15 protein-coding genes and 1 pseudogene are annotated in these 15,234 nt (G+C 72.2%); 4 read left to right on the top strand and 12 right to left on the bottom strand.

What is annotated here, in order from left to right:
- The first annotated feature begins 16 nt into the window (after positions 1-16).
- A complete protein-coding gene (locus AAT21_RS12855; protein WP_046776733.1) occupies positions 17-508 on the top strand; it encodes a CBS domain-containing protein in 492 nt (163 codons plus the stop codon).
- Positions 509-668: 160 nt separating this feature from the next.
- Here the strand turns inward: AAT21_RS12855 and AAT21_RS12850 are convergent, their stop codons facing one another.
- From AAT21_RS12850 to AAT21_RS12820, 7 genes are all read right to left on the bottom strand, one after another.
- The gene (locus tag AAT21_RS12850; protein WP_046776732.1) at positions 669-1,172 is read right to left on the bottom strand and encodes a flavodoxin domain-containing protein; all 504 of its coding nucleotides are present in this window, start codon (positions 1,170-1,172) and stop codon (positions 669-671) included.
- Positions 1,169-1,627 (bottom strand): Hsp20/alpha crystallin family protein, encoded by a 459-nt coding sequence (locus AAT21_RS12845; protein WP_046776731.1) that lies wholly within the window; start codon positions 1,625-1,627, stop codon positions 1,169-1,171. Before AAT21_RS12845 ends, AAT21_RS12850 begins: the two co-directional genes overlap by 4 nt.
- 147 nt (positions 1,628-1,774) lie before the next feature.
- Positions 1,775-2,476 carry a helix-turn-helix domain-containing protein gene (locus AAT21_RS34920; protein WP_157879674.1) on the bottom strand — a complete coding sequence of 234 codons (702 nt, stop codon included), beginning with the start codon at positions 2,474-2,476 and terminating at the stop codon, positions 1,775-1,777.
- 180 nt (positions 2,477-2,656) lie between these two features.
- Positions 2,657-2,920: a DUF1918 domain-containing protein gene (locus tag AAT21_RS12835; protein WP_046776730.1), complete on the bottom strand. Its 264-nt coding sequence runs from the start codon at positions 2,918-2,920 to the stop codon at positions 2,657-2,659.
- A 2-nt stretch (positions 2,921-2,922) separates the two neighbouring features.
- A complete protein-coding gene (locus tag AAT21_RS12830) occupies positions 2,923-5,502 on the bottom strand; it encodes a cation-translocating P-type ATPase (RefSeq protein WP_046776729.1) in 2,580 nt (859 codons plus the stop codon).
- A gap of 7 nt (positions 5,503-5,509) precedes the next feature.
- Complete coding sequence (locus tag AAT21_RS12825; protein ID WP_046776728.1) at positions 5,510-6,373, bottom strand: universal stress protein; 864 nt, start codon at positions 6,371-6,373, stop codon at positions 5,510-5,512.
- A complete protein-coding gene (locus AAT21_RS12820; protein ID WP_046776727.1) occupies positions 6,370-7,278 on the bottom strand; it encodes a universal stress protein in 909 nt (302 codons plus the stop codon). The genes AAT21_RS12825 and AAT21_RS12820 overlap by 4 nt, the downstream gene beginning before the upstream one ends.
- A 348-nt stretch (positions 7,279-7,626) precedes the next feature.
- Here AAT21_RS12820 and AAT21_RS12815 point away from each other — a divergent pair, with 348 nt between their 5' ends.
- The 3 genes and pseudogenes from AAT21_RS12815 to AAT21_RS38885 form a co-directional block, all read left to right on the top strand.
- Positions 7,627-8,520, top strand: coding sequence for a universal stress protein (locus AAT21_RS12815; RefSeq protein WP_046776726.1), 894 nt, complete (start codon positions 7,627-7,629; stop codon positions 8,518-8,520).
- Positions 8,521-8,560: 40 nt separating this feature from the next.
- Positions 8,561-9,163 (top strand): CBS domain-containing protein, encoded by a 603-nt coding sequence (locus tag AAT21_RS12810; protein WP_046776725.1) that lies wholly within the window; start codon positions 8,561-8,563, stop codon positions 9,161-9,163.
- A 13-nt stretch (positions 9,164-9,176) separates the two neighbouring features.
- Positions 9,177-9,746 (top strand): annotated as a pseudogene (locus AAT21_RS38885) (CBS domain-containing protein); the annotation flags it as partial.
- 69 nt (positions 9,747-9,815) lie between these two features.
- Here the strand turns inward: AAT21_RS38885 and AAT21_RS38880 are convergent.
- From AAT21_RS38880 to AAT21_RS12780, 5 genes are all read right to left on the bottom strand, one after another.
- The gene (locus AAT21_RS38880) at positions 9,816-10,637 is read right to left on the bottom strand and encodes an ABC transporter permease (protein ID WP_046776723.1); all 822 of its coding nucleotides are present in this window, start codon (positions 10,635-10,637) and stop codon (positions 9,816-9,818) included.
- Positions 10,634-11,542, bottom strand: coding sequence for an ABC transporter ATP-binding protein (locus AAT21_RS12795; protein ID WP_046777329.1), 909 nt, complete (start codon positions 11,540-11,542; stop codon positions 10,634-10,636). The genes AAT21_RS38880 and AAT21_RS12795 overlap by 4 nt, the downstream gene beginning before the upstream one ends.
- Before the next feature lie 89 nt (positions 11,543-11,631).
- The gene (locus AAT21_RS12790) at positions 11,632-11,937 is read right to left on the bottom strand and encodes a DUF1876 domain-containing protein (protein ID WP_046776722.1); all 306 of its coding nucleotides are present in this window, start codon (positions 11,935-11,937) and stop codon (positions 11,632-11,634) included.
- A gap of 17 nt (positions 11,938-11,954) precedes the next feature.
- Positions 11,955-14,624: a cation-translocating P-type ATPase gene (locus tag AAT21_RS12785; RefSeq protein ID WP_046776721.1), complete on the bottom strand. Its 2,670-nt coding sequence runs from the start codon at positions 14,622-14,624 to the stop codon at positions 11,955-11,957.
- On the bottom strand, positions 14,617-15,216 hold the full coding sequence (locus tag AAT21_RS12780; RefSeq protein ID WP_052757744.1) for an Rv1733c family protein: 600 nt from the start codon (positions 15,214-15,216) through the stop codon (positions 14,617-14,619). Before AAT21_RS12780 ends, AAT21_RS12785 begins: the two co-directional genes overlap by 8 nt.
- Positions 15,217-15,234 lie beyond the last annotated feature (18 nt).

Here is a 15,234-nt window from a genome sequence, read left to right as displayed (position 1 = left end):
GGAAGGAGACCGGAACATGAACGTGTCCGAGGCCATGGCCACGCCCGCGATGGGGGTCACCGGATCGACGACCATCAGGGACGCGGCACGGCACATGGCCGTGCACGGCGTCGGCTGCCTCGCCGTGACCGAGGGCGGAGAACTACTGGGTGTCATCACCGACCGGGACATCGTACTGCGCGGGGTGGCCCCCGGCCTGGACCTCGAAAACCCGGTACGGGAGATCATGACCGCGCCGGCCGTCACCATCGGCGCGGACGACGACATCAGCGCCGCGTACCGGATGTTTCGCACCAGTGGTGTCCGGCGTCTGCCGGTTCTGGACGGCCGGCACGTCGTGGGCATGCTGACGGTGGACGATCTCCTGATGGACGTCTTCGGCAGGGTCGCCGACCTGCTCGGCCCCATCGCCTGGAGCGTGCTGGACGAACCTCCGGGGCCGCGGGACGAGATCGGGCCGCGCGCACCGGTGGACGGAAAGAGTCCACCCGCTTCTCGCGGATCCTGATCGTGCGGTGCACGGCCGCCGGCCGCTCCTCCGCATCCTCGACGGGCTCTTTCCGCCACCTTCATGGGACCACCTGCCGCAGTCGGCCGCCAGGGCCGAACGGTCCCCCGTCCGCCCCCGATCGGGCACGGCGCAGCCCCGCCGACGGCGGGGCTGTGCTTCAGGCGGCTTCGGCGAGTTCACTGCTGATGTGATGGGCCCACGTCCGGATCCGCTCGGGGTTGCGGAAGTCACCGCCCTTGCCGTGGCGGACCAGGGCCTTCGCGAGAAGTCCCGGTGTGCTCGCCGTGAGACTGCCTCCGAAGGTGACGTGCTCGCGTGCGCCCAGGCGTTCCATCTGCTCGGCCACGGCCGCAACGGGCGGGATCTCGTGGCGCTCGGCGGAGCTGTCGACCGGTCCGCTGCTGAACAGCCAGACAGGGCGGTGCCTGAGGTAGTCCTGATTGCGTTCGGCGCAGTGCCGGGCCTTGCCGCTCCAGCGGCCGGCGTACAGGGACCCGCCGAGTACGACGGCGTCAAAGCCGCGGACGTCGTCCACGTCGTCGGCCGGGAGCACCACGGCGTCGAGTCCGTCCTCACGGAGGGTCCTGCCGATCTCCGCCGCGATGCCGGCGGTCGCTCCGTGCTTGCTCCCGTAGGCGACCAGAACCCTTTTGCCGGTCATGACCCCTCTCCTTGCTGCTCGCCGCCGGGGCGCTTGACGGGGATGGTGCGACGGCCGGCCGGGGGTTCGGCCTCCATCGCGACGCGGACTGTCAGAATGCCGTCCTCGTACGCGGCGTCGACCTCGTCGGCCGGGATCCGGCCGGGGAGACGGACACTGCGGCGGAAGAGCCCGTAGCGGAATTCGGAGTGGTCCTTGTCCTCCGCGCTCTCGGTGTGCTCGGCACTCACCGTGAGCATGTCGCCGTCCACGGTGATCTCGATGTCCTTCTCAGGGTCCATTCCCGGCAGTTCGGCACGGAGCGTGTACGTGCCTTCGTTGCTGGTCACCTCGATCGGGATGGGGTGGGTACCGAAAGCCGACCGCCACATGGGGAAGCGCGGGAAGTCGGCTCCGAACCAGTCGGTGAGGTCGGGGAAGAGGCTGCGCCTCCGCTCCATCTGCGTGCCTGACATGGGGTGCTCCTGGGTCTGACGGCGCCTTGGACCCGACGCCTTCTTATGGTTCTGCCTTCACTGTCACCCCGGATCGACGCGTTCGGCTTGGGCCTGTCGGGGCAGGGGCGGGGCCATTCGGCCCCGCAGGCGGGTGGGCTGCGTCTTTCACTGGAGGCGTGCGATCCGGCGGCCTGTGAACCGAACCGGTGCGAGCTTCATCCAGCGGTTGCGCTCACCGCCGGCCCAGGGCATGGAATGGGCTGCGCGGGCCATGCGCCGGAGCTCGTCGGGGTGCGTGGCGGTCTCGAGCAGCCCCACGGCCAGGACGCTCCACGCCTTTGCCGCGACTTCGTCGATCCGCTCCACCTCGAACGCGGCATCCGTCCCGGCCGCCCGTGCCAGGACGGTGTCCGCCCCGGTGCGGAAGGCGATGTCCTGGCCGACGACGAGGTAGTTGACCGGAATCACCGCGGGGCCGTCGGCGGTGAAGACCGCCACTCGTCCGATGCCCCGGACTCCGAGCAGGCGTCGGCACTCTCCTGCGTCGAGAACGACCGTACCGGCGGCGGGTTCCTTTGCCCGTGGACCGGCTTCAGCAACGGGTGTCCTCCCCGCGAGCGCCTCGACGGTGGTGCCGAGAACACCGGCCAGACGGACGAGCGTCCCGATCGAGGGCAGGGCGCCGCGCTCTTCGACAAGGGCGATGTAGTGCGCGTCAAGACCGGACCGGTACCCCAGGTCTTCGCGGCTCAGACCAGCAGCAGCCCGCCGGGCGGCGAGCCGGAGTCCCAGGTCGGTGGCCGCGGCCGGCGCAGGACCGAGAAGTCCGTGAGGCGCGCGGTATCCGGTTCCGCTGATGGTGGTCATGGCGTCATCGCCTCCTCGGCGGGCGGATCGCCGCTCCGCCGTCCGGCAGTGGAAGTGCTTTCCCGCTGCCCGGTCCCCGGTACCGACAGGCTCTGCCATGACGCGGCTGCCACACCATGGGCCGTTCGGTCCCTTTTGCGGCCCGGGTGGGACCACAGGGCCCTGCGCGAGGCCTACCGGCTACCGCGCCGCTCCGCCCGCGTCGCCGGGCTGCCCCGGTGTCTCGTGCAGGTGTCTGACGTGGGCGTCCGGGCCGGGGAAGAAGACGGTGGTACGTCCGGTGTCGGACCAGCGGACGTCGTAGGGCGGAGTGCCGTCCGGGTGATGCAGGGCGACGACCTCGCCGTCCCGGCCGGGCTTGCCGACGCTCGGTCCGCCGACGACGATCTGGTCGCCGACCTCGGCGTGGACCCCCGGTCCGTAGTGCGGTGCGAACGTACTCATGATCATGCCTTTCTGCGAAACGCACCCCGCAGGGCGCGGGCGGCCACGAATGCCGCGAGAGCCGCGGCCGAGGCGAGCCAGATCCCGGTCCAGCCCACAGGCCGGGTGTCCAGCAACGATTGCAGAGCCGGCACGTACAGGGCGGCCATCGCCAGTACGGCCGATCCGGCCACCGAGACGGGGAGGAAGAGGTTCGCCCGGGTCAGCAGACGGGCCCGCAGGCCGAGCGCGACTCCGAGTTGGGCTGCGAGCAGAGCGAGGAAGAGCACGCTCTGCCAGGGCAGGTCCAGTGCGCGCGCTGCGACGCCCGCGAGCAGGCTGACCGCGGTCACGGCGGAGGCCAGGACGAGGAGGCGCTGCCACACGCCGGCGGCGAGGATGTGCTGTCCGGGCGGCCGCGGCGGTCGTCGCATGGCTTGCGGTGAGACGGGTTCCGCGCCCATGGCCACACCCGTCAGGCCGTGGGTGAGGAGGTTGATCCACAGGATCTGCCCCGCCCGCAGCGGCAGGGCCAGGCCGAGCAGGGGGCCGATCAGCATCACGAGGATCTCGGCGGCGCCCCCGGCCATGGCGTAGACGAGGAAGCGGCGGATGTTGTCATAGACCCTGCGGCCTTCCTCGACCGCGGTGACCACGGTGCCGAGTTCGTCGTCGGTGAGGACGAGGTCGGCGGCCTGGCGGGCCACCTCCGTACCGCGGGCGCCCATGGCGACCCCGATGTCGGCCTGGTGCAGGGCCGGGCCGTCGTTGACTCCGTCCCCGGTCATGGCGGTGACCGCTCCTTGGGCCCTCCAGGCGTGCACGATGTCCAGCTTCTGCTGGGGGTCGGTGCGGGCGAAGACCCTGACGCCGGTCAGGTCGGTGTCGGGCGCGGCGGCCAGTTGGGCGCCCGTGAGGATCTCACCGGCCTCACCGTCCCGGAGCAGGCCGGTGCGCTCGGCGATGGCACGTGCCGTCGCCGGATGGTCACCGGTGATCATCACGGGGGTGATGCCGGCCGCCCGGCAGGCCGCGAGGGTCGCGAAGGCCGCTGCTTTCGGCGGGTCGCTGATCGCGATCAGGCCCAGGAGACGCAGGTCCCGCTCCGCTTCGGTGGCGGGCAGTGGCTGCCAGAGCCGCTCCGTGCCGGCCACCGCCAGGACGCGGAATCCTTCCCGCGCCAGTGCCGCGGCCTGCTCACGGGCCTGTTCCAGCAGACCAGGCGGTTCGGCGAGCACGGAGGAGGTGAGAACGGCCTCGGGGGCTCCCTTGAGGCAGACCAGCACGTTCCCGTCGGGCAGGTGGTGCAGGGTGGTCATGCGCTTGCGCATGCTGTCGAACGGTGCTTCCGCGATCCGGGGGCAGTCCCGGCGCAGCTCGGCGGGGTCGGGGCAGCCCGCCTTGGCGGCGGCGGCCAGCAGCGCCGCCTCCATGGGATCACCCACCGCGGCCCACGTGCCGGGTCCGTCATCCGAGGGCTTGAGGACGGCGTCGTTGCACAGGGCTGCGGTGGTGAGGAGTTCCTGAAGCGGCCGAAGCTGCTCGGGCGTCAGGGGGAGGCCGTCGCGGGTCAGCTCTCCGTAGGGGTCGTAGCCGCTGCCGGTCACGTCGGCGGCCCCGGACGGGGTCCAAAGGCGCTGGACGACCATCCGGCCCTCGGTGAGGGTGCCGGTCTTGTCCGTGGCCAGTACGCTCACCGAGCCCAGCGTCTCGACGGCGGGCAGACGCCTGACGAGCGCCCCTCTGGCCGCCATCCGCCGGGCGCCGAGGGCCAGGGCGAGGGTGACCACGGCCGGGAGGGATTCGGGCACGGCCGCGACGGCCAGGCTGATGGCGGTGACGGCCATCGTGTCCGGTGCGAGCCCGCGTACCAGCCCCAGGGCGAAGAAGAGCACGCAGAGGGTGAGGGTGACGAGGGCGAGAACACGGCCGAGGGAGGCCAGCCTGCGCTGCAGCGGGGTCGCTTCGTGGCCGTTGCCGTCCAGCAGTGCGGCGATGCGGCCGAGCGCACTCGCCGGGCCGGTGGCCGTGGCGGTGGCGGTCCCACGACCGCGGACGACCACGGTTCCGGCGGACACCGGCTCCCTGGGCGCCTTGTCATTGGGCACGGACTCGCCGGTGAGCATGGATTCGTCCATCAGGAGCGCGGAGGCTTCGACGAGTTCGGCGTCGGCGGCGACGATGTCGCCCTCGCCCAGCAGCAGGAGGTCGCCGGGCACCACGAGTGCCGCGGCGACCTCGTGAGCGACTCCGTCCCGCAGCACCCGGGCGTGCGGGGCCGAGAGGGCGGAGAGCGCGGCGACGGCACGGTCGGCCCGGACCTCCTGGACCACGCCCACGGTGGTGTTGACGACGACCACGAGTCCGATCACGACGGCGTCGGGGTAGTCCCCGATCACGATGGTGAGCAGGGCAGCACCCAGCAGCACCATGATCAGCGGGTCTCGCAGTTGTGCCAGCACCCGGCGGTACAGGGGTGTCGGCCGGGGCGGCGGTACCTCGTTGCGGCCGTGCCGGGCCAGTCGGCGTTCGGCCTCGGCCTGCGTCAGCCCCGGGCGGCCGGGGGCGCGGGCGGCCGGCGCGTCGGTCGTGCGGCTGGTCATGTTCGCCTCATCCGGTCGGGACGGTGATGACCGGGCAGTGCGCCCGGTGCAGGAGGCCGTGCACCGTGGATCCCAGCCGCATGCCGGTGTAGCCGCCGCGGCCGCGGCGGCCCACCACGACCGCCAGAGCGTGCTCGGCCGCCCGGGCCAGTTCCTCGACGGGATGGCCGACCAGCACCTCGTGCGTGAGGAGCACGTCCGGGTACTTCTCGGTCAACCCGGCGGTGGTCTCGGCCAGCAGGGCTCGCTGCGCCTGGAGGGCTGCTTCTTCGTCGTGCAACAGCCAGACCGGCGGCTGCCACACGGAGATGGCCCGTACCTGGGCTCCGCGCAGGTCGGCCGCGTCGAAGGCGAACTCGAGGGCTGTGGCCGAGGCGCTGCTCCCGTCGATGCCGGCGACGATGTACAGCGGCCGCTGCGTGATGTGTTCGGCGTCGCCCACGACGACGACGGGGCAGGGGGCCTGGGCCGTCACAGGGAGTACGAGCGATCCGGCGCTGAGTACCTCCGCGACGCGGCCCAGGTGCCGGGAACCGAGGACGACCATACGGGCCTGACCTGCCATGGCCGCCAGGACGGGGGCGGGAAAGCCGCCCCGCAGATCGGTGACCACGGCCAGTTCGGGATGCCGTTCCCGGACCCAGTCCCGGGCCTGCTCCAGCCGCTCGGTGCCCGTGCCTCGCAGGGCGGCCTGCCGTGGGGTGTCGTCGGCGTGCTGGGTGTCGTGCTGGGGCGGGACGGCCAGCACGAGACGGAGGGGAAGCCTGCGGCGGAGTCCTTCGTCGGCCGCCCAGGCCAGGGGAAGGTGCCAGTCCCTGTCCGGGTCGATCCCGACGAGAATGCCGCGAGCACCTCCCCGCGCCGCGGTCATGACCCGCTCCCGGCGTCGTCCCCGAAGCGCGAGATGAGGAGCACGGGGCAGTGGGCGTGGTGCACCAGGCTGTGCGTGACCCTGCCGAGATCCCGGGAGAGCCCGAGCGGGGTGGGGTTGCGGCGGCCGCCCATGACCAGCAGGTCGGCGTGCCGGGACGCCTCGACCAGGGCTCCGGCGACGGAGAAGCTCTTCTCCCCCTCGCTGTCGACGGTCAGGTCCGGGAACTCGGCACGGATCGTGTGGGTGACGCCCCGCATGGCCTCCTCGTGCTCCCCGCCGATGGCGTCGACGGTGTCGAGCATGGGGGCGACGACGCCGACCGACTGGAGGATGTTCCAGACGTGCAGCAACCGCAGGGACGCCTTGCGCAGCTCGGCCTCCTGGGCGGCGTAGCGGGCGCACACGAGGTCGTGCTCGTCGCGGACGGCGGCCAGGACGGTTCCCCGTTCCTCCGCCTCGCTGTCGCCGCGGACCACGACGACGGGAGTGTGGGCGACGGCTGCGATGCCCAGTCCGACGGAGCCGAGCATGAGCGAGTCGAAGCCCCCCAGGCCGCGGCTGCCGACGACGATCGTGCTGGAGAGGCCGCCGGCCCGCTTCAGGCTGGTGACGGCGTCCGATCGGCTGAACTCCGTGGTCACCTTCAGACCCGGGTACTCGGCGGCCACGGCCGCCGCCGTGTCGTCCAGGAGCGCCCGGCCGGCGGCCCGGACCTTTTCGATGGTCTCCACGGACACGTACAAGGCCCTGACGTCGGTGTCCGCGCCGTAGACGATGTGGAGCGGGCGGCCCCGGCGTACGGCCTCCCCTGCGGCCCACAGGGCAGCGCGGCGCGCCGGCTCGGAACCGTCGACACCGACGGTGACCGAGCTGCTGTCCGGAGTGCGGATGGTGCTTTCCACGATGACTCCCAACCGAGAAGCCCGAAGGGGACACCCCTCACACTGGCGGGCACGGCGCCCCGGCAGGAGGGCCGCCCGGGCCCCGCCTGCGGGACCAAAGGTCCCCATCGTCGGACGGCGGGACCGTCCTGCGACGGGGTGGCCCGTCCGGTCCCCGGACGGGGCCGTTCGGCCCTCGCTTCCTCCTCCGCTGCGGCGGAATGTGAAGGGCACACGCACAGATCGACGGGGTCGTGGGCGTCGCACCGCCTATCATCTCCGGCTCCGAGGACCCGGTGGACACCCGTTCCGGTCAACACGCCATGCCCTGGTAACCGAGCGCGCCCGCCACACGGAGGAACTCCACTCATGAAGAACCACGTCACAGTCGGGGTCGACGGCTCCGACGAGAGTCTTGCGGCGGCCCGCTGGGCGGCGCGCGAAGCCCTTCTGCGGCAGGTTCCGCTCAGGCTCGTACACGCCGTCGACTGGCTGCTCGACCCGGTTCTCCCCGGCGTCGGCCCACAGAGCGCGGACAGCTGGACGGACCGGGCACTGAGCGAAGCGGCAGAAGAACTGCACGCGCGCCACCCCCACCTGGAGATCACGACCCGCTGTCCGACGGGGCGCCCCGCTGCCGCCCTGGCCGCGGAAGCCACCGACGCCGCCTTGCTGGTCCTCGGGTCACGCGGCCTCGGCGGGCTGACCGGCTTCCTCGTCGGCTCGGTGGCTCTGTCCGCCGTGGCCGCCACCGACACCCCGGTGGTTCTCGTCCGCAGCACGGACGAACCGCAGGAGGCGGCCTCCGATTCCGCACCCCACACCGGGGCCGGGGCCGGGGCCGGGATCGTCGTCGGGATCGACATCCAGGAGGCCTGCGACCGGGTCCTCACCTTCGCCTTCGAGGAGGCGGAACGACGCGGCTGCCCGCTCCAGGTCGTACACACCTGGAAAATGCCTCCCGCGTACAGCTACGTCCCGCTCTTCGACTCCGACAACGAACGGGACATCGAGCGGAGCGTGACGCATACGGTCGAGGACATGCTGCTGCCCTGGCGGCACAAGTTCCCCGCTGTGGACGTCGCGACCCGCGTGTCCACGGGATCCGCGGGCGAGCGCCTCCTCCATGCCTCCCGGGGGGCGGCACTGGTCGTGGTGGGGCGCCGCCTGCGCCACTCACCCCTCGGCCCGCACCTGGGCCCCGTCGCCCACGCGGTGCTGCACCACGCAGCCGCCCCGGTCGCCGTCATTGCCCACCCCTGACGTGTCCGCGCCCTGTGCGGATCGAGCACCGAGGAGCGCTATGGAACACCTGCGCACCGTGGCCGACGTCATGACCAGGGCAGCCGTCTCGGTCGACCGCGGAACCGCGTTCAAGGACATCGTGGAGACGATGCGCATGTGGAACATCAGCGCCCTCCCCGTTCTGGCCGAGGACGGACACGTGGCCGGTGTGGTCTCCGAGGCCGATCTGCTGCTCAGCACCCAGGCATCCGATCCGGACCGCGCGACCACCGCCGGGCGGCTGATGACCCGCCCCGCCGTGACGGTACCGACGACCGCCACCATCCGGGCGGCGGCCCGCGTCATGGCACGCGGCCACCTCAAGCGCCTGCCCGTGGTGGACGGCGACGGCCGGCTGGTCGGCGTCGTCAGCCGCGGGGACCTGTTGAAGGTGTATCTGCGCCCTGACGCGGACATCGGCACCGAGGTCCGCGAACTGCTGGGGCTCCGGTTGATTCCGCGCGGCTCGGCCGAGGTCCACGTGCACGTCGCCAGCGGCGTCGTCTACCTGCACGGATCCATCCCGGATCCTGCGATGGAAGACGTCCTGGTCCGCGCGGTGGGCACCGTGCCGGGGGTCGTGGACGTCAGGGCGGACTTCACGGTCCCGGCTTCCGGATGAAGGGGGCTCGCTCATGAGGCACCGCAGCGTCGCCGAGCTGATGACGCCCACCGCTGTCACGGTCCGTCCCGCCACGGCCTTCAAGGAGATCGCCCGACTGCTGCGGGAATACGACATCACCGCCGTGCCGGTCGTGGACGGCACGGGGCGCCCGGTCGGCGTCGTGTCCGAGGCGGACCTCCTGCATCGGCGCTCCCCCGGCGGTACGTCGACCGCCGAGCACCTCATGACGAGCCCGGCCGTGACGGCCCGCCCCGAGTGGAGCGTGGTCCGCGCCGCCCGGGTGATGCAACGCCACGGGGTCAAACGCCTGCCGGTCGTCGACGCGAACGGGCGGATCACCGGCGTGCTCAGCCGGAGCGATCTGATCCGGCTGTTCCTCCGCGACGACCACGCCATCCAGCAGGAGATCGTGGAGGAGGTCCTGACCCGCGTCCTGCGGCTGGCTCCTTCTTCGATCACCGTCGACGTGGAGGACGGGCTGGTGACCCTGAGTGGCACGGTGCCCCGCGCGGAACTGCTGCCCGTGATCGTACGGCTGTGCCAGAGCGTCGACGGGGTCGTCGACGTCGACAGCAGGCTGACCTGTATCCCGGCCACAGCACTGGACACCCGAGCCCGGCAGGAGGGCACGCACGGCGCGGCAGCCGGGTCAGGGGGCGAGGTCCCGGCGGCGGAGGAGGACGTGGGCCAGCACGAGACCGAGCAGCCCCACTCCTGCCAGGACCGCGAACTGCGGCCACAGGACACCACCTTCGGCCAGGGCGTCGCCCGGGGTGTAGTAGTGGAACGGGCTGAGGAACCTCAGCGGCGCCGCCGGCGCCCAGGCCAGCGCGACGAAGTTGACGGCGAAGCCCACCGCTGCGATGGCGATGGTCGCGCCGATCACCTGTGACCGCCGGCGCCCCGCCGCCGACACGGCCATGGCCGGACCGATCATGCACAGGGCGAAGCCGAAGCCCATGAACCCGGCGGCGAGGACCCCGCTCAGCGGCACCATCCGGTGAATCCCCGGGGACAGTGCCACGCCGGCCGCGACCGTGGCCGTCGCTGCCGCGTTCAGGGCCAGCACCACGGCCAGCAGCGCCGCGGTCCTCTCGGCCAGCAACCGGGTGCGGCTGACGGGCCGCACCATCACCAGCTCCACCGTTCCCGATTCCACGTCCGCCGCCACGGCAGCTGCCGCGAGCGAGCCGATCGCGGTGAGCTGCAGGGCGATCCAGAAGGGGTGAGTGAGGCCGGCACCCAGCAACCCGGGGTAGCTCGCGATCGAAACGTTGCCGCTGGAGCCGCTGAACGCCTGGTAGGCGGACGGCGGGCCCTTCCCGCCGGAGGAGAACAGGTCCCCTGGGGCGAGGGCCCCTGCCACCACCACGATGAGCGCCTCGAAGGCGATCACCCCCAGCAGCAGGGCCCCCAGCATCCTGCGCCGACGGTAGAGGGCGAGCCAGAACAGGGGCCACCGGTTCTTCATGCTTCCTCCTCCGGGCCGTTGTCGCGGTAGAGGTCGAGAAACGCCTCGTCGAGTCCCGCTTCCTCCACCGTGACGTCAGCCACGGGCAGGGCGAGGAGTCCGCGCAGCGCACCGACCACCTCGCTCGGTGGCACGAGCAGGTCCACCCGGTCGTCCTGCCACTGCGGGGCCCAGTGTTCGGCGGCGCCCAACGGCCGGGGCCCCTGCCCGTCGCCGAAGGTCAGCCTGATCCGTCGGGCGCGTGCTTCGCGCAGCCCGGCCACGCTTTCGACGGTCACCAGCCGTCCGTCCCGCACGATCGCGACCCGGCCGCACGTGCGCTGCACCTCCGGCAGGATGTGGCTGGACAACAGGACGGTCCGTCCGCCGGCCGCGGCTTCCCCCAGCAGGGCGAAGAACGTCTCCTGTACCAACGGGTCGAGGCCCTCGGTCGGTTCGTCCAGCACGACCAGCCGCGGATTGTGCTGCAAAGCCTGCACCAGCCCGAGCTTCTGCTTCATACCGCGGGAGTAGCCGGAGACGGGGCGGGCGAGGACCGACGTGGTCAGCCCCAGCCGGTCGCACAACTCGCCGCGACGGGGTACTGGCGCGCCTTGTAGAGCGGACAGCAGATCGAGGGTCTCCGTTCCGGAGAGTTCGGGGTACAGGCGCAGCTCTCCCGGCAGGTATCCGATCCGGGGTGCCAGCCGGAGGTGCTCGCGCAACGGGTCCAGCCCGAGCACCCTGACGCGGCCCTCGGTGGGCCGCAGGAGCCCGGTGAGACACCGCAGAGTAGTGGTCTTCCCGGCCCCGTTCGGTCCGAGGAAGCCGAAGACCTCCCCGGTCCGCACGGTCAGGCTGAGGCGGTCGATGCCCGTGACGTCTCCGTACCTCTTGGTCAGGCCGGTCACCTCGATCGCCGGCACGTCGTCCGTGCCGCCGTTCCGGGCCCGCGCTCCCGTGGCCTCCTGGTCACCCGGAGGACGGTGCCGCGGTCCGACGTGCCCAGGCTCGTTCACCGGAATGCCGCGTCGTCCAGCCAGCCGCCGTAGGGCTTGAGGGAGTCCTTCTGCGGCGGCGCTCCGGAGCCGGCGATGTCGCGGCGGGCGATCCGTCCCAGCTGGTGGGCGAGGTCCTCCAGGGCGCGGGCGGCGGCGAGTTCGTCACCGATCTCGGGCACGTCCTTGTCCGTGGGGTTGCAGCGGGCGGTTCCGTGCCCGGTGAGCCGGTTGGATCCGGTGTCGAGTTCGACGCGGACCTTGGTGGTCCCGTCCTCCTCGAACAGGTAGACGCGGGACTTCCACTCGGTGGTGTGGGACATGGTGTTCCTCCGGTGCTTCAGGTGTGGTGGTGGCGGCGGGCCCACCGGCGGATTTCGTCGGTTCCCCAGACCAGCGGCGGGAAGAGGGCGATGAGGAGGACGACGTCCAGGGGCAGGGCGGCGGTGCCGAAAAGGTGCTGGAGCGGGGGCGCGTAGACGAGCGCCGCGGTGAAGGCGAGTTCGAAGGCGATGCCGGCGAGCAGCAGGGGGTTGGTGAAGAGGCCGATGTCGCGCAGGGCGGCGTGGTCCGTGCGGGCCGCCACCGCCGTTCCGACCTGGCAGGTGACGATGCCGGCGAAGGTGGCGGTGGTGGCGGTGAGGTAGGTGTGGTGGAGCGGGGTGCCTGGGCCGGTGGGGTCGCCAGGATGCCAGCCCGCCCGCCACAGCACGTAGAAGAAGGCGGTCATCACCAGGGCGGCGGATACGGTGCCGAGCCAGCCCCAACTGCGCACCAGCATGTCCTTGTTGATCACTCCCTGGCTGCTGGGCCGGGGCGGTCGTGCCATGACGCCCGGTTCGGCACGCTCACGGCCCAGGGCGAGGGCGGGGAGGGTCTCGGTGCCGAGGTCGATGGCGAGGATCTGGAGCACGGTCAGCGGCAGGGGGACGGCGCCGCCGGACAGGGCGAACACCAGGAAGGGAACGACCTCGGGGGTGAGGTGGGCGAAAATGTAGACGATGAACTTGCGGACGTTGTCGTAGACCCGGCGCCCTGATTCGATCGCCGTGACGATGGTGGCGAAGTTGTCGTCGGTGAGGATCATGGTCGAGGCTTCGCGTGCCACGTCGGTGCCCGAGCGTCCCATGGCGACGCCTATGTGGGCGCGGTGGAGGGCGGGCGCGTCGTTGACCCCGTCGCCGGTCATAGCGACGATCTGCCCGTGGGCCCGCAGGGCGTCGGCCACCTTCAGTTTCGTCTCGGGCGAGGAGCGGGCGAAAACGATCTCCGTGCCGGGCAGCCGCAGCAGGTGGTCGAGTTCGTGGTCGTCGATCGCCTCGGACTGGGCGATCACCCGCAGGTCCGGTACGCCGATGCCCACGGACCGGGCCACGGCGGCGGCTGTGGCTCCGTTGTCGCCGGTGACGATGTGGACGGTCAGCCCTGCCCGGTGGCAGCGCTCGACCGCCGCGGCGACTTCCGGACGCGGTGGGTCGTACAGGCCGACGAGGCCCAGGAGGCGCAGATCCCGTTCGGCCTGTTGCCGCCGCGACGGGACGTCGGCACCGTCCGGTAGCTCCCGCTCCGCGACGGCCAGGACCCTCATGCCGGCCCCGGCCAGGTCGGCTGCTGCGTCCTGCGCACGCCGGTCCGGGTCCCCGCGCGTCAGAAGGGGCAGGACGGCTTCCGGAGCCCCCTTGGTGATGACCCGGAGGCGGCCCGGGTCCGTCGCCTGGACCACCGACATCAGGCGCAGTCGGGGATCGAAGCGGAAGCAGGCGCGGCGGTGGGCGTCCCGGTCGGCCGGTTCCACCGGGACGGCGCGCTGCGCCGCTCCGTCCACGAGCGCGATCTCGGTCGGGTCGCCGTGCCATTGATCGTCTCTCTCGCGCGTGACGGTGGTGCACAGGGCCGCCGCCCGGACGAGCCCGGTGGCGCCGGGCCCGTGCTCCGTGCCGTGCGCGGGCGTCCAGAGGGCCTGCAGGCGCATCTCGTTCCGGGTGAGGGTGCCGGTCTTGTCGGTGCAGATGACGTTGGTGGAGCCGAGGGTCTCCACGGCGCTGAGCCGCTTGATCACCGCGCCCTGTCGGGCGAGGACCCGGACGCCGACGGCCAGGGCGAGGGTGATGGTCGGCAGGAGTCCTTCGGGCACATTGGCCACGAGCAGGCCGATCGCGAACATCATCGAGTCGGTGAGCGGCAGGCCCACCGCGACGCCGGTCACGAGGAAGACGGCACTCATGGCGACGGCGACCGCCGCGATCAGCCAGGCGACCTTCTTGACCTGCTTCTCCAGCGGGCTCGCTTCACGCCGGGTGCGCTGGCTGAGGGCGGCGATCCGGCCGAGCTGCGTGTGGTCCCCGGTGGCGAAGACGATCGCCCGCGCCTGCCCCTCGGTGGCGCTGGTGCCGCTGAAGACGAGGTTCGGCTCCTGAAGCACCGGCACCGCCTGCAGGCCGGGACCGGCCAGCCGTTCCACCGGCGTGGACTCCCCCGTCAGCATGGACAGGTCCGCTTCGATGCCGCCTTCGGTCAGACGGGCGTCGGCGGCGATGCGGTCGCCCTCCTCCAGGACGATCAGGTCGCCGGGGACCAGGTCCCGGGCCGGGACGTGCCGTGGCTGCCCGTCGCGGATCACCCGCGCCTGCGCGGGCAGGTACCGTGCCAGGGTCTCGACGGCCTTCTCGGCCTGCCGTTCCTGGACGAGGGCGAAGCCGGCATTGACGAGGACCACGGCGATGATCGCCCAGCCGAGGACGTCGATGCCGGCGATGAACGCGAGCGCGGCGGCCGCCCACAGCAGCAGCGCCAGCGGGTGGGCCAGCTGGCGCAGGAGTTCCCGAAGGACACCGGTCTGCGCGGCGGGGCGGACCTCGTTGGGCCCGTAGACCGCCAGCCGCCGTGCCGCTTCCCGGCTCGACAGCCCTGCGGGTCCCGTGTGGAGTTCCCGGCGGAGCAACGGAAGGGGCTCCAGAGGATCGGGTACGACGTCCGGAGCGAGCCCCCTGTCGGCGAGACCGTCAGCCATCGTCCGCTCCGGGGCCGGGGTGCGGACGGCCGGTCCAGACGGGCTCGACGTCCTCCCATTCGGATTCCCATGCCCGGGCGCTGCGGGTATCGACGATCCGGATCCCCAGGCGGAGGAGGGCTCCTGCAAGGAGCGCGATCCCGGCGAACACCACGGCGCCGCGACCGAAGGCACGCATGGCGAGGTCGGCGGTCGCAGGGGGCGCCGTGGCGGCGTCGCCCCGGTCGTCGACCCAGACCGGGACGGTGTCGCCCTTGCGCGTCTGCGCCGGAACGGGGACGGTTTCGGCATGCCGGCGGCCGGCGGGATACTGCCAGGTGACGGGGGCGACCACGACCGGCCTCTCGCCCGGGCGCGGTCCGGTCCGGTAGCTGGTCGCGTCGACGGCGGTGGCCGTGACGACGTGCCGGTGCCGCGCCAGGATCTCGGCGGCTTGGCCGGAGTCGATCCAGGCGGCCCGGCCGACGGCGATGCCGCAGATCACCGCGAGGAGGCACGTGACCGCGAAGGCGGCGTGCAGGCGGGTGCGCGTGCGGTCGGCCCCGCGCCGGAGCGGATTGCCCCCCACCCCCGCCGTCCGGTGGTCGTCCATGGCTCACCTCCGCGTTGC

It is taken from the genome of Streptomyces yangpuensis (assembly GCF_001005295.1).
Taxonomy (GTDB): domain Bacteria; phylum Actinomycetota; class Actinomycetes; order Streptomycetales; family Streptomycetaceae; genus Streptomyces; species Streptomyces yangpuensis.
This window is presented reverse-complemented; position numbering and strand designations above follow the sequence as displayed.